The sequence below is a fragment of the Acidobacteriota bacterium genome, from assembly GCA_034211275.1.
In the GTDB taxonomy this organism is placed as follows: Bacteria; Acidobacteriota; Thermoanaerobaculia; order Multivoradales; family JAHZIX01; genus JAGQSE01.
Genome location: JAXHTF010000086.1, coordinates 1 through 25,856, shown reverse-complemented (window position 1 = coordinate 25,856; position 25,856 = coordinate 1). Strand labels below are relative to the sequence as shown.

Genomic DNA, 25,856 nt, shown 5'->3' with positions numbered 1-25,856 from the left:
AGCCAGCCGACGGTGCGGGAGACGTCGACACCGTCGAAGAGCTCTTCGCGACCGTGGCCTTCCAACGCCACCGGCAGAGCCGAAGCCCCGGTTTTGGAGGCCCCGGTCTTGGAGGCCCCGATGTGGGAACCGAAGGCCAGGGCCAAGGCGGTGAGTAGTACCTCCTGCACCCGCGTGCCGTAGGCCTCGTGGATCTCCTGCAGCAGAGCCCGGGTGGTCTCCTCCTCCAGCTCCACCTCCACCGCCTCGGCACTGCCGACCAAAGCCGGCGGAGACCCATCCGCCACCACGCTGCCGGAGCCCGCCCCGTGCATCGAGCGCCAATGCTCCAGCTCCTGGTCCAGGGCACCGGAGGCGGCATGCTCCTCCAGGGCCTCGGCCCAGCGACGCAGGGACGAGGTCTTGGGCGGTAGCAGCGGCGACCGATCCGCCTGAACGGCGCGGTAGGCGGTCTGCAGATCCTCCAACAGAATCCTCCACGAAACTCCGTCTACCACCAGATGATGCAGCACCAGCAGCAGACGTTCTTCCCCTCCAGCTTCGAGGCGGAAAGATACCGCGCGGGCCACCGGGCCGCCAGCCAGGTCCAGGGTAGTTTGCAGCCCGGCGGCAGCGGCCTCCAGAGCGGGGCGGCGGGCCGCGGACGGGAGCCTCGAGAGGTCCACCACGGAGAGCGGGAACGACTCGGCGGCAGAGCTCGCCGGTGCGTGTTCCTGCTGATCGATCACCCCCTCGCCGGAGTCGGTCTCGACGAGCTGCGGGAAGCGCAGCCGCAGGGCATCGTGGTGCTCCGCCAGCAGCTCCAGGGAGCGCTCCAAGGCCCGCGGCCGGAGGGCTTCCACCGGCTCCAGCAGCAGCGGCATGGTGAAGTGATGGCGGTCCAGGGTCACCCGCTGGAAGAAGCGGCGCTGGATGGGCACCAGCGGCGCCGGCCCTTCCACCGGCCCTTGGTCCGACTCCAGGTGCGGCGCGCTCTCCGCCACCTCCGCCAGACGCTGAATGGTCTGGTGCTCGAAGATCTGCTTGGCGCTGATGCGCAGCCCCGCCTGCTGGGCCCGGGCCACCACCTGGATGCTCAGGATGGAGTCGCCGCCGAGCTCGAAGAAGCTCTCCTCCACGCCCACCTCCGGCAGCCCCAACACCTCCGCCCAGACCCGCGCCAAAATCTCCTCCCGCACGCCCTGGGGCGCCACGTGGGGCTCGTCGCTGCCGCGCACCGCCTCCGGCGCCGGCAGTGCCTTGCGGTCCACCTTGCCGGTGGGGGATAGGGGCAGCTGGTCGAGGAAGACAAAGGCCGACGGCACCATGTACTCCGCCAGGGTCGTCTCCAGGTGTTTGCGCAGCTCGGCGGCGGTGGGCTCTTCCAGGTCTTCCTCGTCTCCAGGCTCCGGCACCACGTAGGCCACCAGCCGGCGGTCGCCGCTCTCTTCCTGGCGCGCCAGCACCACCGTCTCCGCCACCCGCGGATGCTCCCGCAGGGTGGTCTCGATCTCCCCCAGCTCGATGCGGAAGCCCCGCACCTTGACCTGGTGGTCGGCGCGGCCGAGGAATTCCAGATTGCCGCCGGGCAGCCAGCGGCCGAGATCGCCGGTGCGGTAGTGGCGCTCGCCGTCCAGCGTGATGAAGCGCTCGTCGGTGAGCTCCGGCCGGTTCCAGTAGCCGCGGGTGACCCCGGGACCGCCAATGTGGATCTCCCCGGGGATGCCCAGAGGCACCGGATGACGAGCATCGTCCAGCACCCGCAGCACGACGTCCGGCAGCGGCCGGCCGAGGAGACCGCGGACGCCGTCGCCGGAGCGCGGCACCGCATAGGAGCTACAGATGATGGTGCCCTCGGTGGGACCGTAGAGCACCTCCAGCCGCGCCTGGGGGAAGACCTCGGCGGTCTCCCGCAGCAGATCCGCGGGAACGAAATCGCCGCCCAGGAAGATGCGCCGAACGCCGGGGAAGCGGCGCTCCGGCTCTTCTCCCGCCCCGTCCTCTTGGAGCCGCGTCTGGGCCACCAGCTGGCGCATCAGCGCCGGCACCGAATGCACCAAGGTCACCCGCTCCATGGCCTCCACCAGGGGTTCCATGGCGAGGATCTGGTCGTGGGTGACCAATTCCACCGAACCGCCGGCGGTGAGCGGACCCCAGGACTCGAAGAGGGAGATGTCGAAGGAGTAGGCCGCGGCGTAGAGCATGCGGTCGCCGGGGCGGAAGGCGAAGCGCCGGTGGCTGGCGTCCAGAGTGTGAGCCAGGTTGCGATGCTCCACCGCCACCGCCTTGGGGTGGCCAGTGGTGCCGGAGGTGTAGATCAGGTAGGCCAGATGATCGCCGGCGACGGCGATGTCCGGCGGCTCCGCGGGCTGCCCCGCCAAGGCTTGCTGACTCCAGCTCTCGCCTTCGGAACCGTCCAAGAGAATCGTCTCGGCCTCCGCCGGCAGCCGCTCCACCAACGCCGAGCGGGTGAGCACCAGCTTCGGAGAGCTGTCCTGATGCATGAAGGCCAGGCGCTCCTCCGGATAGCTGGGATCCAGCGGCAGGAAGGCGCCGCCGGCCTTCCAGATGGCCAGCGTGGCCACCAACATCTCCGGGCCACGCTCGACGCACAGGCCCACCGGGGCCTCGGGCTCCACCCCTTCCGCCAAGAGACGGTGAGCCAGGCGGTTGGCCCAGGTCTCCAAGGCCTCGAAGGTGAGCTCTCCCCATCCCCCTCCGGCGACTTCATCCCGCGGGAAATACACCGCCACCGCCTCCGGAAGCTCCTGGGCGCGGCGGCGGAAGAGCTGGTGCACGAGAGCCGGAGGCCCGGCGGCCCGGCGGATCTCGGTGCTGGTGTCGGTCCACTCCACCGCCAGCTGCTGGGCCTCCGCCGCCGACAACAGAGGAATCTCCGCCAGCCGCCGCCGGGGCGACGCCAGGGCCCCCGCCAGCAAACGTTCCAAATGCCCCAGCAGCCGCAGGCCGGTGCTCTCGTCGAAGAGATCGCTGTTGTAGCCCAGCCAGGCATCCCAGCCCTCGCCGCGGCGCTCGAGGGTGAGCATGAGATCGAATTTGGCGCTGTCGTTGTGCAGCTCCAGGGCCCGGCTTTCCAAGCCCTCCAGCTCCAGATCCCCCAGCCCACCGGCACCGGCGGCGGCGGTACCGAGGACGGTAAACATCACCTGGAAGAGGGGCGAGTGGCTGAGGCTGCGGTCCGGCGCCAGCTCGTCCACCAGCCGCTCGAAGGGCAGATCCTGGTGCGAGAAGGCGTCCAAGGTCACCGAGCGCACGCGCTCCAGGAGCTCCTCCAGGGTGGGATGGCCGGAAACGTCGGTGCGCAGCACCAGGGTGTTGACAAAGAAGCCGATGAGGCCTTCGATCTGCTCCCGGTCGCGGTTGGCGCTGGGGGTACCGACGGCGATGTCGTCCTGCCGCGACATGCGCTGCAGCAGCGCCGCGAAGACCGCCAGCAGAACCATGAAGCGGGTGGCGTCGTGGCCCTGGGCGACGGAGTCCAGGGCGGCGGTGGAGGCAGGATCGAGAGCCTTGCGCCGCAGCTCGCCGCGCCAGGTCTGCACCGCCGGCCGCGGGCGGTCGGTGGGCAGCTGGAGCACCTCGACACCGGCCAGGCGGTGGCGCCAATGATCCACCTCCGCCTCCAGCACCTCGCCCTGGAGCCAGCCCCGCTGCCACAGCGCATAGTCGTGGTATTGCACCGGCAGCGGCGCCAGGGGGGACGCATCTCCGGCACGGAAGGCGCGATAGAGGGCGCCCAGCTCGCGGAAGAAGACCCCCACGGACCAGCCGTCGCCGGCGATGTGGTGGAGGTTGAGAATGAGCAAGTGGCGCTCCTCCGCCACCCGCACCAATTGCACCCGCAGCACCGGCCCTTGGGCCAGGTCGAAGGGCCGGCGGGCCTCCTCCTGTGCCAGCTCGAGGGCCCGGGCTTCCGCCGCCGCCGGTTCCAAATCCTGCAGATCGATCTGCTCCAGCACCGCCCCGGATTTGGCACCGGCGCCCTGGAGCTCCGGTGGCCGCTGTACCGGCTTGCCGTCCACCGCCCCATAGACGGTGCCCAGAGCCTGGTGACGGGAGCGGATCTCCTCCAGCGCCCGCTCCAGCACCGCGGCGTCCAGCTCGCCGTCGAGCCAGTAGGCGGCGGGGATGTTGTAGGAGGGGTTGTCCGGCTCCAGCTGATCGAAGAACCACAGCCGCTCCTGGGCATAGGAGAGGGGGTAACCGGTCTCCGGGAGGGGGCCGCGGTGGCGCTCCAGGGGCGGCGCGGCGGCAGCTCCACTGGCCTCCGCATTGGCCTCCGTCCCCGCCTCGGTCACCGCCGCCGCCAGCTGCGCCACCGTCGGATGCTCGAAGAGAGTGCGCAGGGGCAGATTCACCTCCAGCAGTCCGCGCACCGCCGCCACCACCTGGGCCGCCAGCAGCGAGTGGCCGCCGAGGGAGAAGAAGTTGTCGTGGACTCCCACCCGAGGCACCGAGAGGAGGCGGCTCCAAAGCTCCGCCAGGGTCTCCTCCACCGGCGTCCGGGGCGCCACGAACTCGCTCTCCGCCACCGCAGCCCCGGGCTCCATGGTGGCCAGGGTCTTGCGGTCGATCTTGCCGTTGGGCAGCTGGGGCAGGCTCTCCAAGAGCACGATGGCGGCGGGCACCATGTAGTCCGGCAGGGCGTGGGCGAGGCGCTCCCGCAGCGCCGCGCCGGTGACTTCTTGGGTCCCTTCCTCCAAGCCGACGTAGGCCACCAGCCGCTGATCCACCGCCGGCTGGCCGTGGGTCATCACCACCGCCTCGCCGACGCCGGGGCAGGCCAGCAGTGCCGCCTCGATCTCCCCCAGCTCGATGCGGAAGCCCCGCACCTTGACCTGATGGTCGATGCGGCCGAGGAATTCCAGCTCGCCGTCGGCGCGCCAGCGCACCAGGTCGCCGGTGCGGTAGAGGCGTCCGCCCCCAGTGTAGGAGGAACCGGCGCGGAAGGAGTCGGGGATGAAGCGCTCGGCGGTGAGCTCCGGCCGCCCCAGATAGCCCCGGGCCACCCCGGCGCCGCCCAGGAAGAGCTCCCCGGGAACCCCCGCCGGCACCGGCCGGTGCCGCGCATCGAGAACGTAGGCCCGGGAGCCCGCCACCGGCCGGCCGATGGGCGGCACCGCCTCGCCGGCGCGCTGCAGGGCCCAGGTGGAGTAGGTGGTGTCCTCCGACGGTCCGTAGAGGTTGTAGACCCGCTGCACCCCGGCGTCGTAGAGCCGCTGCACCAGCGAGCGCTGCAGCGGCTCGCCGGCTAGGTTGACGGTGCGCACCGACGGCGGCACCGCCCCCAGCCGCAGCAGCTCGGTGATGGCGGAGGGCACGGTGTTGATCAGCGTCACCCGGTCGCGGTGAGGACTGGAAGCGAAGGCCAGAGCGTCGGGCACCAACACCACCGTGCCGCCGGCGGCCAGGGGCACGAAGAGCTCGAAGACCGAGAGGTCGAAGCACACCGAAGTAGCGGCGAGGGAGGAGCGCAGCTCGTCGGCACCGAAGAGGCCCCGAGCCCAGGCCACCATGGCCGCCGCCTGGCGGTGCTCGATGGCCACGCCCTTGGGCCGGCCGGTGGAGCCGGAGGTGTAGATCAAATAAGCCAGGTGGCGCTCGTCCGGTTCCTCGCCAGGCCCGGCGGCGGGCCTCGTAACCGCGTCCTCGGCCTCCTCCGCCACGCTCTCGTCCAGGGAGAGCAGACGGCAGCTCGCCGGCAGCTCGGGGAAGAGATGGCGCAGGGACTCGCGGGTGATCAATACCGCCGACCGGGAGTCCTCGAGCATGAAGCTCAGGCGCTGCTCCGGGTAGGCCGGGTCCAGGGGCACGTAGGCGCCCCCCGCCCGCAGCACGCCGAGGATCGAGGCCACCAGCGCCGCGGTGCGCTCCAGGCACACTCCCACCCGCACTTCCGGTCCCACCCCGAGAGCCCGCAGGCGGCGGGCCAGGGTGTCGGCGTAGCGGGTCAGCTGGCGATAGCTCAGCTCCTCGTCCCCCGCCATCAGGGCGATCCCCTCGGGACGCTCCGCGGCGCGGGCGAAGACCAGCTCGTCCAAACGCCGGGGGCCGGCGGCCACCGCCTCGGTGCCGGCCCACTCCTCCAGCAGCTGCTCGCTCTCCGCCGCGGTGAGCAGGGGCAGCTCGTCCCAGCGCCGCTGGGGCTCCGCCACCGCCGCCGTCAGCAGCGCCTCCAGATGCCCCGCCATGCGCGCCATGCGGTCCCGGTCGAAGAGCTCGCGGCTATATTCGATGCGCCCCTCCAAACCTTCCGCACCGCGGTGGAGCGCCAGGGAGAGGTCGAATTTCGACGTGCCGGTATCCGGCTCCTGCACCGAAACTTCCAACCCCGGCAGCTGCAGCTCCCCCGCCGCCGCCGGCTGGAGCATGAACATCACCTGGAAGAGGGGGCTGTGGCTGAGGTCGCGATCCGGCTGCAGCTCGTCCACCAGCCGCTCGAAGGGCAGCTCCTGGTGGGCGAAGGCGTCGACGCACACCCGGCGCACCCGGCGCAGCAGCTCCTCGAAGCTGGGAGCGGCGTCTTCGGCCTCCAGCTCGGCGCGCAGCACCAGGGTGTTGACGAAGAGGCCGATGAGGCCCTCCACCTCGGTGCGCCCGCGCCCCGCCACCGGCGTGCCGACGGCGAAGTCCCGTTGGCCGCTGTAGCGCGCCAGCAGTACCTGGAAGGCGGTGAGGAGGGTCATGAAGAGGGTGACGCCGGACTTGCGGCCCAGCTCCTCCAGACGCTCCACCAGATCCCCCGGCAGGCTCACCGGCAGGTACGCGCCGCGTTGCACGCCGCCGGCGGGGCGGGGGCGGTCGGCGGGCAGATCCAGCGCCTCCAGCCCCGCCAGCTGGCGCCGCCAATAGGCCATGGGGGCGTCCATAGCGGCGCTCTCGACGAGCTCCTGATGCCACACGGCGTAGTCCGCGTATTGCACCGGCAACGGCGCCAGGGGCGACGGCTCGCCGGCCTGGAAGGCGGCGTAGAGGGCTGCCAGCTCGCGGTTCAGGATGCCCACGGACCAGCCGTCGGAGACGATGTGATGGAGGTTGACCAGGGCGCGGTGGTGATCCTCGGCCCCTTCCGTGGCGGGCAGCCTCAGCAACACCGTGCGCAGCAGCGGGCCGCGGCGAAGATCGAAGGGCCGGCGGGCAGACTGGAGCTCCAGCCGCCCGGCGAGGGAAGCGGCGGCGGCTTCCTGCAGACGGCTCAGGTCCACCAGCGGGACGCGGCGCTGGGCTTTCTCCGGGTCGTGGCTGCGCACCACCTGTACCGGCAGGCCTTTCTCCTCCCGGAAGACCGTGCGCAGAGCCTCGTGGCGGCCGGCGATGGTGGCCAGGGCGGCGGTGAAGGATTCCAGGTCCAGCGAACCCCGCAGGCTGACGGAGGCCGGCAGATGGTAGGAGGCACCGCCGGGGTCGAGGCTCTCCAGCAGCCACATGCGGCGCTGCGCCGGCGACACCGGCATCGCCGCCTGCCGCGGCACCGGAACCAGCGGCGGACCGGCGGCGGAGGCCCTGGCGGTGCTCTTGTCCAGCCGCTGGGCAAGCTCCGCCACGGTGGTGGCCTCGAAGACCACCGGCAGCTCCAGCTCCACCTCCAGAGCGTCCCGCACCCGCGCCACCATGCGCGCCGCCAGCAGCGAATGGCCGCCGAGGTCGAAGAAGTCATCGTGAACTCCTACCGTCCGACCGCCCAGCAGCTCGGACCACAGGTCCACCAGAATCTCTTCCACCGGCGTCCGCGGCGCCACCGGCTCCCGGGCCGTCTCGTCGGCGCCGTCCAGAGGCCGCGCCGCCAGGCCCTTGCGGTCTACCTTGCCGTTGGGCAGCATCGGCAACTCCGCCAGCGGCACCAGGTGGTGGGGCACCATGTGGGACGGCAGCCGGCTCTTGAGATGCTTCCTCAGAGCCTCAGCGCTGGTCTCCACCCCCTCCTTCGGTACCAGGAAAGCCACTAGCTCGGCGCCGCCGGCACCGCTGCGGGTGACCACCGCCACGTCCTTGACGCCGGCATGCTGCTCCAGCGCCGCCTCGATCTCTCCCAGCTCGATGCGGAAGCCCCGCACCTTGACCTGGTGATCCAGGCGGCCCAAGAAGTCCAGCTGGCCGTCCGGCCGCCAGCGGGCCAGATCGCCGGTGCGGTAGAGGCGGGCGCCGCCGGCGCGGGAGAAGGGATCCGGCACGAAGCCCTGGGCGGTGAGGGCCGGGCGCCCCAGATAGCCCCGGGCCAGGCCCTCGCCCCCCAGGTAGAGCTCGCCGGGGACCCCCACCGGCACCGCCTCGCCGCCGCGGTCCAGCAGGTAGGCACGGGTGTTGTCCACCGGCCGGCCGATGGACGGCGCCGTGGTCTCCTCCGGCGACTGCTCGCCGATGGTGGAATAGGTGGTGTCCTCGGAGGGACCGTAGAGGTCCAGCACCCGCTTCACGCCGGCGGCGAAGAGGGCGTCGGTGAGGCTGCGGCTGAGGGGCTCACCGGCCAGGTTGACGGTGCGCACCGACTCCGGCAACCCCTCCAGCCGCAGCAACTCGGTCATCGCCGAGGGTACGGTGTTGACCAAGGTGACGTCCTTGCGCCGGGGATGCTGGGCCAGCTCCAGGGCGTCCTGGGCGAGGATCACCCGGCCGCCCCAGGCGAGGGTGACGAAGAGCTCGTAGATGGACAGGTCGAAGCACACCGAGGTGGCCGCCAGCACCCCCGCCAGCTCGCCGTCGGAGAAGCGGCGGCGGCCCCAATGGGCGAGGGCGGCGGCGCTGCGATGCTCGATGGCGACGCCCTTGGGGCGGCCGGTGGAGCCGGAGGTGTAGATCAAATACGCCAGGTTGCCGGGGCCGGAGCATAGAGAGACCGGCCCGTCCGGCGGTCCTGCCGAGGCCCCATCCGGCTCCTCCTCGGAGCTTCCGAGGCGATCGAGGAGCACCACCTCCAGCGCCCGGCCTTTCGAGCCGGATTTGGCGCCGGATTTGCCGTCGGCGGCCAAGAGATCGGTGAACAGCCCGCGGCAGCTCTCCTCCGTCAGCAGCACGGCGGCGGCGGAATCTTCGAGCATGAAGGCCAGCCGTGGCTTCGGATAGGCGGGATCCAAAGGCACGTAGGCGCCGCCAGCGGCCAGGACGCCGAGGATCGCCACCACCAGATCCGGCCCGCGCTCCAGGCACACTCCGGCGCGCACTTCCGGCCCGATGCCCAGGGCCTGCAGCCGCCGGCCCAGGGTCCGCGCCCGGGCGCTGAGCTCGCCATAGGAGTAGACACCGTCGCGCCAGGCCAGCGCCTCGGCGTCCGGGGTGCGCCGAGCCTGCGCCTCCACCAGCCCCCACAAATGCCGGCCGGCGAGGCTGTCCTGGCCGGGAGCGTGGTGAGCGGTGTCGTTCCACTGGTGCAGGATCTGCTCTCCCTCGGCGGCGGTGAGCAGCGGCAGGCGGCGGATCTCCGCGTCGGGATCGGCCACGGCGGAGCGCAGAAGCTGCTCGAAATGCCCCGTCAACCGCTCCATGCGGGCATCGTCGAAGAGCTCCTGGGAATACTCCAGCCGCCCCTCCAGCCTTCCATCTCCACCAGAACCAGTCCGCTCCAGGAAGAGCGTGAGGTCGAACTTCGAGGTCCGGGTGTCCACCGGCTCCAGCGACGCCTCCAGCCCCGGCAACGGTGCCGCCTCGCCGCCAGCGTTCTGCAGCACGAACATCACCTGGAAGAGGGGACTGTGGCTGCGGTCCCGCTGCGGCGACAGCTCCTCTACCAGCCGTTCGAAGGGCAGATGCTGGTGAGCATAGGCCCCCAGGCTCACCGACCGCACCCGCCCCAGCAGATCCAGGAAGGTGGGCTGGCGGGAGAGGTCCAGCCGCAGCACCAGGGTGTTGACGAAGAATCCGATGAGGTCCTCCACCGCCCGCTGGTCGCGGTTGGCGATGGGGGTACCGACGGTGAAGTCGTCCTGGCCGGAGTAGCGGGAGAGCAGGGTGGCGAAGACCGCCAGCAGGGTCATGAAGGGCGTCGCACCGGCGCGGCGGGAAAGCTCCTCCACCGCCAGGGTCAGCTCGCCGTCGAGAACGAAGGGCAGTGTCCGGCCGCGGTAGCTCTGGACCGCCGGCCGCGGATAATCCGTCGGCAAGTCGAGGACCGGAGGCCTGCTACCGGTCTTCGCGCTACCGAGGGCGGAGCGCCAATACTCCAGCTGCCCCTCCAGGGCGCCGTCTTCCAGCCAGCGGCGCTGCCATACGGCGTAGTCCCGGTAGGTGACGGCGAGCTCCGCCGGCGGCGCCGCAGAAGCTTCGCCCACGAGAGGACCCGTGCGGGAGCCGTAGAAGGAAGCCAGCTCCCGCTGCAGCACTCCTACGGACCAACCATCGGCGATGATGTGGTGCAGGGTCACCAAGGCCACGTGGTGCTCGCCGCCGAGGATCAGCAGCGCCGCCCGGAAGAGCGGACCGGCCTCGAGATCGAAGAGCCGCCGCGCCTCCCGCTGAGCCAAGCGCCGCGCCTCCCGCTGAGCCGCCACCGCGCCGCCGACGCTTGCCAGCCCCGAGAGATCGATGGCCGGCAGCGGCACCGGCTGCGGCCGGTCCGCCGGCGCCGGCGGATGCACCACCTGCAACGGCTCGCCGCCCTCCTCGCTGAAGGTCGTCCGGAGACTCTCCTGCCGCGCCACCAGGTCCCCCAGGGCCAGGGCGAAGGCCCGGCGGTCCAGGGTGCCGCGGAAGTGCACCGCCGCCGGCAGGTTGTAGGAGGGGTTCCCCGCCTCCAGGCGATCGAGCAACCACAGACGGTTCTGGGCGAAGGAGAGGGGACCGCTACTTGCTTCGCCGCCCTCCGCGGGCCCCGAAACCGCCAGCCCGGGAACCAACGGCGGCGGCACCACCGCGCCGCCGCCCCCATCCATCGACTCCGCCAGCAACTCCGCCAGCTGCGCCACCGTGGAGCGCTCGAAGAGCTCCGCCAGGGGCAGCTCGACGGAAAACGCCTCGCGCACCCGGGAGACCACCCGGGTGGCCATCAGCGAGTGGCCGCCAAGCTCGAAGAAATCGTCGTCGATGCTCACCCGGGGCACGGAGAGGACATCCGCCCAGATCTCCGCCAGCAGCTCCTCCACCGGCGTCCGGGGCGCCCGGCCGCCCGCTTCGGGGGCCATTTCCGGCAGCTGCGCCAACAGCGCCTTGCGATCGACCTTGCCGTTGGCGGTGAGGGGAATAGCCGGCACCACCGCCAGCGCCGCCGGCACCATGTAGGCGGGCAGCCGGCGTTCGAGATGGGCGCGCAGCTCGGAGATCTCAGGCTCGACGGCTTGCTCCGACGGCTCGTCCGCCAGAATTGCGAAGGCCACCAGGCGCTTCTTCTCCCCGGGCTCGTCGCTGGCTCCTGCGCCGGCCCCGGGGCCGACTCCGGAGCCGCCGTCCACCACCACTACCGCCCGGGCCACCGCCGGATGCTCGGCGAGGCAAGCCTCGATCTCCCCCGGCTCGATGCGGAAACCGCGGATCTTGACCTGGTGATCCCGGCGTCCCAGGAAGTCGATGCGGCCGTCCGCCAACCAGCGCGCCAGGTCACCGGTGCGGTAGACCCGTTCGCCGGGAGTGCGGGGCCGGGGATGGGGGACGAAGCTGGCGGCGGTAAGGGCCGGACGGTTCCAATAGCCCCAGGCCAGCCCTTCGCCGCCGGTGAGCAACTCCCCGGGCACCGCCGCCGGCATGGGCTCGCCGTCGCCGTCGAGGACCAAGACCTCGGTGCGGTGGATGGGCCGCCCCACCGGCGCCGACTCCGGCAGCAGGTCGGCGTCGGAGGTCATGGGATGGCAGGTGGTGAAGGTGGTGTTCTCCGTCGGGCCGTAGCCGTTGATCACCTTCAGCCCCGGCAGCCGGTGCAGCACCCGCCGGATGCGCGGCGCCGACAGGGCGTCGCCGCCGGCCAGCAGCTGGCGCAGGCCGCGCAGATCCTCCACCCGCTCGTCCACCATCAAGTGGAAGAGCCCGGCGGTGAGCCACAGGGTGCTGACCTCGAAGCGCCCCAGGGCCGCCCCCAACTCCTCCAGGGACGGCGCTCCTGGAGGCATCAGCGCCAGGCGGCCGCCGTTGAGCAAGGGTGCCCAGATCTCCAGGGTCGAAGCGTCAAAGGATACCGGCGCCAGCTGCAGGAAGGTCTCCTCGGGGCCCAGATCGGCGAAGCTCGCGCCGCGCACCAGCCTCACCACCGCGCCGTGGGGCACCGCCACGCCCTTGGGCCGGCCGGTGGAGCCGGAGGTGTAGGCGATGTAGGCCAGGTCCGCCGGCCCCGGAACGCCGTGGCCCTCCTCGGTGGTCTCTCCCTGGGCCGAGATCAAGGGCTCCGCCGGCAGCCGCTGCCAGGGCTCGCTCCCGTCGTCGAGGAGCACCGTACGGGCCCCGCCGGCGAGCTCCTGCGGCAGCGCCGCCGCCAGCGCGTCGACGGCGCCGGCCTCGGTGAGCATCAGGCCCAGCCCCGTGTCCTCGGCGATGAGGGCCAGCCGCGGTGCCGGATCCCGGGGGTTCAGGGGCACGTAGGCGGCGCCGGCTTCGAGCACCGCCAGGAGAGCGGTGATCAGCTCCGGCGAGCGCTCCAGAGCGACGCCCACCCGATCTCCCCGCTGAACGCCCTGCCGCCGCAGATAGCGGGCCAGGCGGTAGACCCGGGCGGCGAGGCGGCGGTAGCTGAGGGCTTCAAGCTTCTCCGGGGGCTTCTCCGGGAGCTTCTGCTGCCCATTGCCCGAGATCTGAGCGTCCCAAGCCAGGGCCGGCGCCTCCGGCGAAGCCTGGGCGACAGCGGTGAAGAGGGCGGAGACGGGACGCTCCTCCACCAGCTCCGCCGACGGCCGACGCCACTCCACCAGCAGTTGATGGCGCTCGGCGGCACTCAGCCACGGCAGCTGGGACAAGGGCGCCCGGGGCTCCTCCACCGCCGCCGTCAGCAGCACCTCCAGATGCTTCGCCAACCGCCCCATGCGGGTGCCGTCAAAGAGATCCCGGTTGTATTCGATGCGCCCCGCCAGGCCGTCCCGGCGATGCTCCAGGAAGAGGGTGAGGTCGAATTTGGCGGTGCCGTTGACCAGCTCCTCGACGGAGCTCTCGAGCCCCGGCAGGGAGAGGGTGCGCCCCGCCGGCTCCTGCACCACGAAGACCGCCTGCACCAGGGGATCACGGCCGGCGTCGCGCTCCGGCTGCAGCTCTTCCACCAGCCGCTCGAAAGGCACCGAGGGATGGGCGAAGGCCTCCAGGGTGCGCTCCCGCACCCGCCCCAGAAGCTCCTCGAAGCTGGGGTCGCCAGCGAGGTCGAGGCGCAGCGCCAGGGTGCTGACGAAGAAGCCGATGAGCCTCTCCAGCTCCACCCGGCCGCGGTTGGCGATGGGGGTGCCCAGGACCAGATCCCGCTGGCCGCTCTCCCGGGCCAGCAGCGCCGCGTAGCCCGCCAGCAGCACCATGAAGGAGGTGGCCCGGCGGTCCCGCCCCAGCTCCTCCGCCCGCCGATCCAGCCCCGCCGGCAGGCGGAACCACCAGCTGCCGCCGGCGTAGGTCTTGGACGCCGACCGGGGCCGGTCCGTGGGCAGCTCCAGGGCCGCCGGCGCCCCCGCCAGGCGGCGGCGCCAAAAGTCGATCTGGGCGTCCAGCTCGCCGCCGTCGAGGCGCCGACGCTGCCAGGCGGCGTAATCGCCGTATTGCACCGGCAGCGGAGGCAGCGGGGAGCCTTCCCCGTTCCGGAACGCTGCATAGAGCTCCGAGAGCTCGCGCTGGAAGACGTCCACCGACCAGCCGTCAGCGGCGATGTGATGGAGGTTGACCAGCAGGCTGTGGGAGTCGCTTCCCCGGCGCAGCAACACAGTCCGAAGCAAGGGCCCGCGGGTGAGGTCGAAGGGACGGGCGGCTTCCCGCTGGGCCAGCTCCCGAGCCAGCTGAGGGGCCGCCTCGCCGGCGTTCTCCCTCAAGCTTCGGAGATCCACCACCGGCAGCGGCACCGGCGCCGCCGGCTGGACGAATTGGGCCGCCTCACCGCGGTGCTCCCCTTCGCTGCGCTCGCCGAAGGTGGAGCGCAGGGCGCGGTGGCGGGCGACGATCTCGCTCACCGCCGCCGCCAGGGCCTCGGGCTGCAGCGGGCCCTCCAAATGCACCGCCGCCGGCAGGTTGTAGGCGGGATTGCCGGGGGCCATGCGGTCGAGGAACCACAGGCGCTGCTGGGCTTCGGAGAGGGGCGGCGGGTCTTCGGAGCCAACATCTCCGGTGGTCACCGTCAGCGGCTCGCCCTCGGAGCTCGGGCCGGCCTCGGGGCTCAGAGCCTCCTCCACCCGCTGGGCCAGGGACGCCACCGTCGGCGCCTCGAAGATGCTGGAGAGGGGCAGGTCCACGCCCTCCACGGCACGCACCCGAGCCACCAGGCGGGTGGCCAGCAGGGAGTGGCCGCCGTGACGGAAGAAGTCGTCGTGGACCCCCACCGCTTCGAGGCCCAGGAGGTCGCTCCAATGCTCCGCCAGGCGCTCCTCCAGCGGCGTGCGGGGAGCGGTACGCTCGGCGCTGCCGGCCTCCCCGGCGAGCTCTACCGGCCGCGCCGCCAGGGCCTTGCGGTCCACCTTGCCGTTGGGCAGCAGGGGCAGCTCTGCCATCAGCACCAGCGCCGACGGCACCATGAACTCCGGCAGCCGCTGGCGCAGGTGGCGCCGGAGCTCCTCTTCCAGACCTGCGGGGATCTCGTCCCCGGCGACCCCGGCGAAGGCCACCAGAGCGACCTCGGCGGCGCCCAGATCGCGGGTCATCACCACCGCCTCGCCGATCTCGTCGTGGCCCAGCAGGGCGGCTTCGATCTCCCCCAGCTCGATGCGGAAACCCCGCACCTTGACCTGATGGTCGATACGACCGAGGAAATCCATCTCGCCGTCGGCGCGCCAGCGCACCAGATCGCCGGTGCGGTACATGCGGCCACCGACCCCCTTAGAGCCCGCCACAGGAGAGAACGGATCCGGCAGGAAGCGTTCGGCGGTGAGCCCCGGGCGCCCCAGGTAACCCCGGGCGACGCCGGCGCCGCCGAGATAGAGCTCTCCCGGTACCCCCACCGGCGCCGGATGGCCGCGGCGATCCAGGAGGTAGGCACGGGTGTTGGAGATGGGACGGCCGATGGCCGGGCCACGCTGGTTGCCGCGGCTCTGCAGCGCCCAGGTGGAGTAGGTCGTATCCTCCGACGGGCCGTAGAGGTTGTAGACCCGCCGGGCGGAGCTGCCGGCGTAGATGGCCTCCACCAGACTCTGCTTCAACGGCTCGCCGGCGAGGTTGACGGTGAGCACCGACTCCGGCACCGCCTCCAGCCGCACCAGCTCGGTCATGGCCGAGGGCACGGTGTTGATCAGGGTCACGTCCAGCGCCGCCGCTTCCTCGGCGCCGAGCTCCGCCAGCTCCAGGGCGTTGGCCACCAGCACCACCCGACCGCCGCCGGTGAGGGGCACAAAGAGCTCGAAAATCGACAGATCGAAGCACACCGAGGTGGCCGCCAGCACGGCGGTGAGCTCCTCGGGCTCGAAGAGGCGCCGCGCCCAATGGGCCATCTGGGCGGCGTTGCGATGTTCGATGGCGACGCCCTTGGGTCGGCCGGTGGAGCCGGAGGTGTAGATGACGTAGGCCAGGTGCTCGGAGTGCCGGGGCCGCGCAGCGGAACCTTCCGCCACCGTCGGCAGCTGGCCGTCGACCTCGAGCACCCGATAGCCGGCCTGCTCCGAATCCTGCGGGAAAAGAGAACGATGGCGCTCTTGAGTCAGCACCACCGCGGCGCCGCTGTCTTCGAGCATGAAGTCCAGCCGTTCCCGCGGGTAGGCCGGATCCAGGGGCACGTAGGCACCGCCGGCCTTCCAGCTCGCCAGCAGCGCCGCCACCAGCGGCAGCTCGCGGTCGAGGCACACTCCCACGCGGCCCCGAGGCGGCAGACCGCAGGCCCGCAGGGCAGCGGCCAGAGCCTCGGCCCGGGCATCGAGCTGAGCGTAGGTCCAGGTCTCGCCCCGGCGCACCACCGCCGGCGCGTCGGGAGTGCGGCGAGCCTGGGCTTCGAAGAGGCTCAGCAGATGCAGGGAGGACTCCTCTGTCATCCCTTCAGCACCCGCCATCTCCGACAAGACGGGAACCTCTGCCTCGGTGGCGTTCCAGGTCACCAGGAGCTGCTGCCGCTCCTCCGGCGCCAGCAGCGGCAGGTCGCCGACGGCGATATCCGGAGCATCGGCGGCGGCCCGCAGCAGGTTGCGGTAGTGGCCGAGCATGCGGGCGGCGGTGGTGCGGTCGAAGAGGTTGCGGTTGTGCTCCAGCACCAAGGCCAGCCCGCCGGCCACCGCCGCCACCCCCAGGCTCAGATCGAATTGGGCACGGCGCTCGTCGAGCTCGGTGGACTCCAGCCGCAGCTCTCCCAGGGCCAGGCGCGAGCCCGGCACGCCGAGGGAGAAGGCCCCCAGGTGGTCGAGGCCCTGGCGCAGGGTGCGCTGGAAGACGAAGAGGGCCTGAAAAATCGGGGAGCGGCTGGGGTCGCGATCCGGCTGCAGGCGCTCAGCAAGGAGGGGGAAAGGGTAATCCTGATGGTCAAACGCTTCCAGCACGCCGCGGCGCAGGCTCCCCAGCAGGTCGAAGAAGGAAGCATCCCCTTCTACCTCCTGACGCAGCGCCACGGGGTTGACGAAATAGCCCACCAGCTGGCGCAGCCGCGGGTCGGTGCGTCCGGCGGTGGGACTGCCCACCACCACCTCCCGCTGCCCGGAGTAACGGGCCAGCAGCATCTGGAATGCCGCCAGCAAGGTGACGAAGAGAGTCGCTCCCCGCTCCTTGCCCAGGCTCTCCAGTCGCTCCGCCAGCTGCGGGTCCAAGAGCTCGTGAACCGCCGCGCCGTCGTAGGTCTGGAGCCGCGGGCGGGGCCGGTCCGTAGGCAGGTCGAGGACCGGAAGATCGCCCCCCAGGCGCTGGCTCCAAAACTCCCACAGCTCTTCCCCGCGGGGGCTCGCCAGCATCGCCCGCTGCCAGGCGGCGAAGTCGTCGTAGGTCAGCGGCAGCTCCACCAGCGAGAGTTCCTCGCCGTCCGAAGAAGCCCCATGAGCATGATGACCGTAGAGGCCTCCCAGCTCTTCGAGCAGGACCGCCATGGACCAGAAATCCGCCACCAGGTGGTGCACCGCCACCAGCAGCAGCGAAGGCTCCTCGCCTCGGGTCCACAACCGCAGGCGCACCAGCGGGCCGGCCTTCAGATCGAAGGGTCGGAAGGCGGCGCTGCCCAGGGCGTGCTGCAGGCGCTGCCGGTCCCAGCCGGCGGCGTCTTCGACGGCGAAGTCCACCGCCGCCGCCGCGTCCGCGTCGAGATCTCGAATCCGCCGCCGGGGCTCGCCGTCGTGGTCCTCGAAGGTGCTGCGCAGGGCCCGGTGACGGACCACCAGGTCGCGCATCGCAGCTTCCAACGCCGCCGGATCCAGCTTCTCCCGGACCAGCGCCGGCGCGACGATGTTGTAGGCGCCGGCGTCGGGAGCCAGGCGGTCGAGGAACCACAGGGCCCGCTGCCCTGCGGACAACAGCTCCGCCGACAGAAGATCCCCCGCCCCATCGTCGTCCCTTGGCTCTTCCGCCAGCCCCGCCTCCAGCACCGGCACGGCGGCCGCGGGCCGCTTCTCCCCGGCGAGCTGCAGCAGCTGCTGGGCCAGCTCTTCCAAGGTCGGGCCTTCCAGTAGCTCCACCAGACTCGGCGCTTCGCCGTAGGCGGTCTCCAGCTCGTGGCTCAGCTCCACCGCCGCCAGCGAGTCGAGACCGAGGCCGGTGACCGGAGCGTCGGTGGGCACCTCCGCCGCCGGCAGCCGCAGCAGGCGGGCAGCCCGGCGGCGCAGATCCGCGGTGAGGGCCGCAGCGCGCTCGCTCTCCGGCAGCGCCTCCAGAGCATCCCAATCCAGGGCCCGCTCCGGCGCCGGTGCCTCGGTGTCCTCCTGAGGCTCCGAAGGCTCGTCAGGAACCTCGGTGGCGAGGGCGCTGCGATCCACCACAAAGAGAGAGCCGTCGAGGAAGCCGCGGCGGCAGGCGTGGCGCTGGATCTTGCCGCTGGTGGTCTTGGGAATGGTGCCGGCGCGGACGATGACCACCTCTTCCGCCCGTAGCTCCAGCTGCTCGGAGACCGCCCGCCGGATGGCCGCCAACGCTTCCGGCGCCTTGTCCTCGTTGCGGCGGTCGATCTCCGCCACCACCACCAGCCGCTCCTCACCGCCTTCCTCGACGGCGAAGGCGGCGGAGCTGTCCCGGCGCAGCAGCTCGTGGCTGAGCTCCGAAGCCAGCTCGATGTCCTGGGGGTAGTAGTTGCGGCCGCGGAGGATGAGCAGATCCTTGATCCGGCCGGTGACGTAGAGCTCCCCTTCATCCAGAAAACCCAGATCACCGGTGCGCAGGAAGGGGCCGGCGTCGGGATCCCCGGCGATGCGGGCGGCGAAGGTCTCCTCGCTCTGCTCTTCGCGCCGCCAATAGCCGCCGGCGACACTGGCGTTGGCAACCCAGATCTCCCCCACCCGGTCTCCCGGACATTCCTCCAGGGTCTCCGGGTCGACGATGCGCAGATCCGTCTCCACCGCCCTCACGCCGCTGCTCACCAGCCGCCGGGAGGCGCTCTCGACACTGGCTGAAGCGACGCGGTTGCGCTCCAGGGCCTCGGGATCGAAATCCTTCTCCACGAATCCCCGCCGCGGACGGCTGCCGGTGACGTAGAGGGTGGCCTCCGCCAGGCCGTAGCAGGGGAAGAAGGCGTCGCGGGAAAAACCGCTGACCTCGAAGGCCCGGGCAAAGCTGTCCAGGGTGTCGGCGCGGATCGGCTCGGAGCCGTTGAAGGCCACCTGCCAGCGGCTCAGGTCGAGCTCGGCGCGCTGCTCCTCGCTGGTCTTGGCGACGCACAGCTCGTAGGCGAAGTTGGGACCGCCGCTGGTGCTGGCGCCGTAGGCCTCGATGGCCTTGAGCCAGCGCAGGGGCCGCTGAAGGAAAGCCATGGGAGACATGAGCACGCAGGGCACGCCCAGATACAGGGGTTGCAGCACGTTCCCGATCAGCCCCATGTCGTGGTAGAGGGGCAGCCAGCCGACGATGAGCTCGTCCCCCTGATGGCCGAAGCCTTGGGTGATGAGCTCCTCGTTGTGCAGCAGATTGCCGTGGCTCACCATCACCCCCTTGGGGGTCGAGGTGGAGCCGGAGGTGTATTGCAGGAAGGCCAGAGAATCGCGGCCCACCGTCACCGGCCGCCAGTCTTCCTCGGAAGCCCCGGCGGCTTCCTCTCCGTCGATGGTCATCCAGGTGACGCCGGCGAGGTCCGGCACGCCGTCGAGCCATTTGCCGGTGCGGGCGAAGAGCACCTCGGTGGTGAGCACCACCTTGGGCCGGGCGTCGGCGGCGATGGCCTGCAGCCGGGGCTGGTCCTGGCGCGGCCGCGGCGGGTAGGAAGGCACCGCCACGGCGCCGGCGTAGAGGCAGGCGAAGAAGGCAGTGACGAAGTCGATGCCCGGCGGGAAGAGCAGCAGAACCCGCTCCCCCTCGGCCCCTGCCGCCTGCAGACGAGCGGCCAGCCGGCGCACCGACCGGTCGAGCTCGGCGTAAGTGTGGCGGCTCTCCTCCTCCTCGCCGTTGAGCAGGAAGATATAACCCGGCACTTCCGGCGCGAGGGCGGCGCGCCGGCGCAGCAGCTCGACCAGGGAAGAAACCTCTCGCTGGGCCGACCGATGGATTCCGGAAGCCATAACAACCTTGCAGAACCTATAGCCGCTGCTGAGAGTCGCTCAGCAGAGCCAGGAGTGGTTACTCGTAACGTAGCGCGACCATCGGATCGACCTTGGTGGCCCGACGGGCGGGCACGTAACTAGCCAAGGCCGCAACAAGGAGGAAAATCACCGAGACCACCACCAACGTCACCGGGTCTGCGACCCCCACCTCGAAGAGCAGGCGCGAAATGAGCTCGGCGAGGAAAAGGGTGCCGACAATGCCGATCAACAAACCCAGAGCGGTGAGCAGGATTCCCCGGCGCAGAAACAGCCGCAGAACCGAGACGCGCTGTTCGCCCAACGCCATCCGCACTCCGATCTCGCGCTGACTCTGGGTCACCGTGTAGGCCAAGATTCCGTAGATACCTACCAGGGCCAGGATCAGTGCCACCACCGACGAGATGCCGATGAGCCAGGTGTTGAAGCGGCGGGGTGCGAGCGATTCGGAAACCAATTCCTCCATCACGGTCACCCCCTGCAGGGGCTGGGCGCGGTCTATCTCTTGGGCCGCGGCCCGCAGATCCCGACTGAGAGAGGCGGTACCGTCGGAACCGCTACGACCCACGACGTAGAAGCTTCGCTCGCTGGGGAACTGCTGATAGGGCAGATAGACCTCTCGTCGGCTATCGGCCTCGAGACCAAAGCGCTTGATATTCTCCACCACTCCCACCACCTGCCACTGAACGCCGGGGAATTCGGTCAGCTGGCCCAACTTGCCCACCGCGTTCTCGCCGGGCCAGAAGGTCTCGGCCAGAGCCTGATTGACGATCATCACCGGGAGCGAGCCTTCGCGATCTTGATCGGTGAAGGTCCGCCCGGCGATCACCTGCGTCCCCATCGCCCGGAAGTAATCCCCCGCCACCGCGTCGAGACCGACCAAAGGTGGCAGGTTGCGGGCCTGTGAGCCCTCGATGTACAGGTCCGTGTCAATCTGCGCATTGTCCAGCGGCAGAGTGGAAACGATTCCCGCCGACTGCACCGACGGCATGGCCTCCAGCCGTTCCAGCAGGCTGTCGATATAGCCCAACACCTGGGCGTCCACCTGGTAGCGATCCTCCGACAAGATCGACGAGGCCACCACCACGCCCTCCGGATCGAAACCGCTATCCACCTGCTGCAGCTTCTGGAAACTGCGGATCGTCAGGCCGGCCCCCATCAGGAGGATCATGGCCAAGGCGACCTCGAGCACCACCAGGCCGCTCCGGAAATACTTCGCCGCGCCAGCGGAGCTAGCCTGTGAGCCCCCCTCTTTCAGAGCGTCGGTGAGCCGGACGCGGGAGCCTTGAATGGCCGGAAGGACACCGAAGAGCACGCCGGCCAAAGCGGCGATTCCGGCGGTGAAGAGCAACACCATGGGATCCACCGAGACCTCGTCCAGTCGCGGAATATTGCTGGGCTCCAGCTTGACCAGAAGATCTACCAACAGGGCCCCGAGACCCGCACCCACTACACCGCCCAACAGGCTCAGGACGATGCTCTCGACAAAGGTCTGGCGGATCAGTCGGCCTCGGCCGGCGCCCAGACTGCGGCGGAGCGCCATCTCGCGACGTCGTTCCAAAGCCCGAGAGAGCATCATCGTGGCGATATTCGCGCACGCCACCAAGAGCACCAGGAAGACGACTCCCATCAACAAAGGCAGGGTCTGCTGCACGTCTCCGACCCAGAAGGTGTGGAGAGAGTCGATCTGGACCCGCACCCCGAGATTCGTGCCTGGGTATTGATCTCCCAACCGCCGGGCGATGCCGTTGAGGTCCTCCCGTGCCTGCTCCTCGGTGATGCCGTCCTTCAGCCGACCCAGGGCCCATAGAAAGACGTCTCCTCGTCTCGCCCGGTCTTCAGGGGTGAAGAACATGGGCACCCAGACATCGACATCGGCAAAGAAGCTAAAGCCTTGGGGAAGCACTCCGGTAACCGTATGAGAGCGGTCATCGATCAGCAGCTCGGTACCGACGATGTTCGGGTCGCTGCCGAAGTTGCGCTGCCAGACGCGATGGCTGAGCACGGCCTCGTAGACCGGAGCGTCGGTGGGCTCACGAAGTGTGAAGCCAGCACCTTTGGAGGGCTGGACCCCGAGCATCTGAAAAAAGGACGGCGTCACTAGCGCTCCGGAGACGAATTGGGACTCCTCTCCTACACGCATCCGGAGGCCGCGCAAATTGAAGGCCGCCATGTCCCGGAAGGCCGAGCTCTGGTCCCGCCAGTCCAAGAAATTCCCGGGCGCCACCAGGTCCGCCTCGATGCCCTCGTCGGGTACAGAGCGCCACAGCATGTAGAGCTGCTGCGGCTTCTCGAAGTCCAAGGGACGGAGAAGGACACCATTGATCAGGCTGAAAACAGCGGTATTGGCCCCGACGCCCAGCGCCAATGCCAATACCGCCACCAGGGTGAAGATGGGCCGCTTCCACAACATGCGGACCGCTAGGCGAATATCCTGGATCAGTGAACCCATGGTGCCTCCTCGAATGCCGGCCTCGAACCCACCGGCTCAGCTCTCCGGCTTGGAGAAATCGAACTCGGACAGGTCTTGGTTGGCCTCGATGGTGTCCCAGGTGATGCTCTGGGAGAAATCCAACTCCTGAATGGCCGTGGTCTCGAACATCGGCACCTGAATGCCGCTGACATCCTGGTATCGCGCGTAGCGGGTGACCACCCGCAGCTCACCGCCGCCCTCGTCCAGGGGCGGCCGCATCTCGACGACCTTGACGACCAAGAAGGTCTCTCCATCGAGGAAATAGTTGCGATCCTCCAGGCCGGGAATGGAGAGGGTGATCACCTCTTCACCGCTACTGGTCGTTCCCTCCATGCCCATCTTGTAACCCCTGGTCCGCCCCTCCACCAGCGGTCCTGACACCTGCGACAGAACCGAGTAGAGAGTCCGGGAAGTTTCGTCCAGCTCGGTAACGCCCGTGGGGCTCTCGCCGCCCTCATCATCCATAAGGGCGGCCTTCTGCCAGGCGACGGAGCCGTCCCAGGCCAGGTAGATATCGCCGTTGGGGCGCTGCACGTGGCGCAGATAGCCCTTGCCGTCGTCGATCACCGTGGTGACCGGAGCGTTGTCGAACTCAGGGGTGCTCATCGTGCCCATCTTCACCAAGTTCTCCACCGACCCCAGGGCCTCGGCTCCGCCCATCGCTTCGACATGGCGATCCAAGAGCTCATCCAGCGTGTACTCGGAGGGAGTGAGCTCCAGAGACTCGACGACCATGTCGTCGCTCTTGGCTCCACAACTCCCCAAGAGGAGAAAGGTCAGCACGATCCAGGACATCCAATTACACCACTTCATCTGCATTGCTCCTTATCAAGTTTCAAGACTGCCCTCCGGAAGGGCCAAGGCCTTGTCGGTGTCTCCTTCACCGAGCGCTGCTCGGCAGCTCAGAGGATCAAGTCTACAAGCTCCAGATATTCCCAGTAGCCCGCGTACATCGGATAGCGAGCCGCGACGAATGGCTCCGAAGGCCGGGTGACCTTCTTCTTCAGAAGCTCGTAGAAGGCCTTCTGTTCCTTCGACGCTTGGGGCACCCTGCTCAAAGGAACCGGGCTCTTGTTGCGCCACAGACTCGACCTGATCCGGCCGGCCATGGCGCTGACGCGCTCTTCGTCTCCCGCCTCGATCTCACACCCCGCAGAGAGAAAGCGGTCGAGCTTCTCGGCCTCCTCTCGAGGTGACTTGAGCAGCGTCTCGTACTGGATGAAGATCTTCTCCTTCGCCGCGTCCACTTCAGCGAGGATCGACAGCAGGTAGAACTGCCAACGCAGCAGATTGGCGGTCATCAGTGGATACTGGTCCTGCATCTCGTCCGGAAGGATGAATTTCTTCCAGGACACAGCCGTGTCATGAGGATTCCGCACGGTGATGACGTAGAGGGGGTCCTTCCACAGCTGCTTCCAAAAAGGCAGAGTCACACAAACATCCGGCTCCTTCCAGAACCACGGACTATTTGCCGACTCCATCCCGGTGATCAGGCGCTTGGCCTTCTCGCTCATGACTGGGTCCGAAGCTCGCTCCTTGACCAACATGCGGAAGGTCGGATGCCAATGGCTGACCTTCTCGCCTTCCAGTAGCTCATTGTTGAGAGGCTTCAGCGCGCCATATTCCCAATATCCTTCAGGGTTGGCATCATCTCCCTGGCTCATGCCATCATCCGCCCCCTCATAAGCCCCCCAAGCCGCTACCATACTGGCCACCAGCGAGGTACCACTGCGATCCACTCCCAGAATAATGATGGGGCGCGTCGCGCCCTGCGAGCCACTCGGCATTGCCTTGACACCTTTCCTAAGAAATAAAGACTGTCATGAACGTGGAGAAGCAGCCCGGGCCGTCGACTCACGGCCGCGGGCTGCTTCGTTCGAAACCGCGTAAAGTTACCGCATCACTCGAGATGAAGCACTGGCCCGGATCGGTCGAGACTTGCGCAAGTCGCGCACAACGTTCACCCGCTTCATCCAGCGATCGGTGCCATCGTAACGCGCTTTGAAGGGCTTGCGCCCGTGAACCCCGCGGAAGTTGTCGATGAAGCAGAACTCACCCTGGTTGAGGGGCATGTCCTTGATCTTCTCGTCGATGGCGGAGATCAGGGTTTCGAGGGCTTCCTGGGCTTCCGGGTTGTCCTCGATGGGGTCCATGAAGTATGGATCGATGCGCACGTAGGGATTCTTCGGGTCACCGAAGAGTACGGCGATCTTGTCCGGCGCCGTGTTCATGGTGTTGATTTGGTCGTAGGACTGGGCCAGGACGCCGTCCACCTGACGATCCTCGCCCTTGTTCTTCAACAGATGCGACTCGTCCGGGCGGATGGTGTAGTGCGGCTCGAAGAGCAGCGGCATCTCGGTGAAGTCGAGACCCAGGTCCGCCAGGCACAGGAAGGTGGTCGGCACCTTGTCCGGATTGCGCAGGCAGGCCAAGCCGATGTAATCGCCGCGGTAGGGGTGAAAGGCGTCCTCCACGTGCCACCACAGCAGCTCCTCACTGCCGCTGCCCAACTGCTCGTTCTCCTTGCCCGCGATGGGCAGGATGTCGTGCACGATGCGCCCATCTTGCTGGGTCGACCAGCCGATGCACTCACCGAGCAAAGCGCCCAGCATGACTAAAAACATTTCCTCCTCGGTCTCGCCGAGGGTGCGCTCGTCGTGCTTCCAATGGGGCGGGGTCGGGCCGAGCCGCTCCTCATCCACCGGATAGTTGGAGACGACCCAAGCTCCCGAGTCGGGTTCGTTGAGCTTGAAGTCATAGGCGGATTCCCGCACCCGCCAGGGCAATTCCTGGGCGTACACCGCGGCCATGGCCTGGAACTCCGGGGACTCGGCACTCTCGTACTTGCCCGTCAGTTCCGCCAAAAGTTCCTGGATCTGCTGAATCTCTTCCGGCTGCAATTTCAATTTAGACATCATTGAGCTCCCGTAAACTCTTCAGGTCTCTCGCTCATAGAGAGAAGGAAGAAGTAAAGTCGCCCGTAATCAGCGCCAATCTGGATGGTGATCCCCCAACCCTCGACCTATGGTCACGGGCCTCGGGTCATCCATTCCTCTTGGCTTACACTCCTGAGTCATCAGCGCAACGACTGCCGGGACAATCGCTTCTGATACGGCGCGAACTCACACGCTGAGGTTGACAAAAAACCGGAAGACAGAGACCGTCGTCCCCGCCTCCCGGAACGAAAAATCAGGTCATGATGCGACTCGACGCGGATTCCCGGATCTCCCGGGACTTCCGCAAGTCGCGAACTACGTTCACCCTCTTCATCCAGCGGTCGGTGCCGTCGTAGCGTGCCTTGAACGGCTTGCGCCCGTGCACCCCCTGGAAATTGTCGATGAAGCAAACGTCTCCCTGACTCAACACCAGGTCTTTGAGGTCGCGATCAAGGATCTTGATCAGCGCCTCTAGCGCTTCCTGGGCCTCCGGCGGATCTTCCACCGGATCCATGAAATAGGGATCGAGGCGCGCGTACGGCGCCTTCGGGTCACCGAAGAGCACGGCGATCTTGTCCGGCTCCTCGGTCATCTTCTCGATGCCCTGGTAGGAGGCAACGAGGTTCCCACCCTCCGGAGCCAAGTCCGACTTGTTCTTCTGCTGGTGGGAATTGTCCGGGCGGATGGTGTAGTGGGGCTCGAAGAGCAGCCGGCGATGCTCGTCGGAGAGCTCATCCA

The 25,856-nt window shown here is 69.0% G+C and carries 6 protein-coding genes; all 6 read right to left on the bottom strand.

The genetic code is table 11. The features are described 5' to 3' along the window. A partial coding sequence (locus SX243_14205) for a non-ribosomal peptide synthase/polyketide synthase (protein MDY7094118.1) occupies positions 1-19,691 on the bottom strand: 19,691 nt, incomplete at its 3' end. A gap of 58 nt (positions 19,692-19,749) precedes the next feature. Next, positions 19,750-22,161, bottom strand: a complete 2,412-nt coding sequence (locus SX243_14200) for an ABC transporter permease (protein ID MDY7094117.1) — start codon at positions 22,159-22,161, stop codon at positions 19,750-19,752. 36 nt (positions 22,162-22,197) lie between these two features. Beyond that, on the bottom strand, positions 22,198-22,995 hold the full coding sequence (locus SX243_14195) for a hypothetical protein (protein MDY7094116.1): 798 nt from the start codon (positions 22,993-22,995) through the stop codon (positions 22,198-22,200). An 89-nt stretch (positions 22,996-23,084) separates the two neighbouring features. Then, positions 23,085-23,969, bottom strand: coding sequence for a sulfotransferase (locus SX243_14190; GenBank protein ID MDY7094115.1), 885 nt, complete (start codon positions 23,967-23,969; stop codon positions 23,085-23,087). Between the two features lie 105 nt (positions 23,970-24,074). Continuing rightward, entirely contained in the window at positions 24,075-25,100 is a 1,026-nt protein-coding gene (gene gntD, locus SX243_14185) for a guanitoxin biosynthesis L-enduracididine beta-hydroxylase GntD (GenBank protein MDY7094114.1), read from the bottom strand. 271 nt (positions 25,101-25,371) lie between these two features. Then, positions 25,372-25,856, bottom strand: a 485-nt coding sequence (locus SX243_14180) for a TauD/TfdA family dioxygenase (protein ID MDY7094113.1), incomplete at its 5' end; no start/stop codon positions are given.

Bases quoted from the DNA above. Each gene is read 5' to 3' on its own strand.
- SX243_14190 (MDY7094115.1), bottom strand. From the start codon at position 23,969: ATGCCGAGTGGCTCGCAGGGCGCGACGCGCCCCATCATTATTCTGGGA.
- SX243_14200 (MDY7094117.1), bottom strand. From the start codon at position 22,161: ATGGGTTCACTGATCCAGGATATTCGCCTAGCGGTCCGCATGTTGTGG.
- SX243_14195 (MDY7094116.1), bottom strand. From the start codon at position 22,995: ATGAAGTGGTGTAATTGGATGTCCTGGATCGTGCTGACCTTTCTCCTC.
- gntD (MDY7094114.1), bottom strand. From the start codon at position 25,100: ATGATGTCTAAATTGAAATTGCAGCCGGAAGAGATTCAGCAGATCCAG.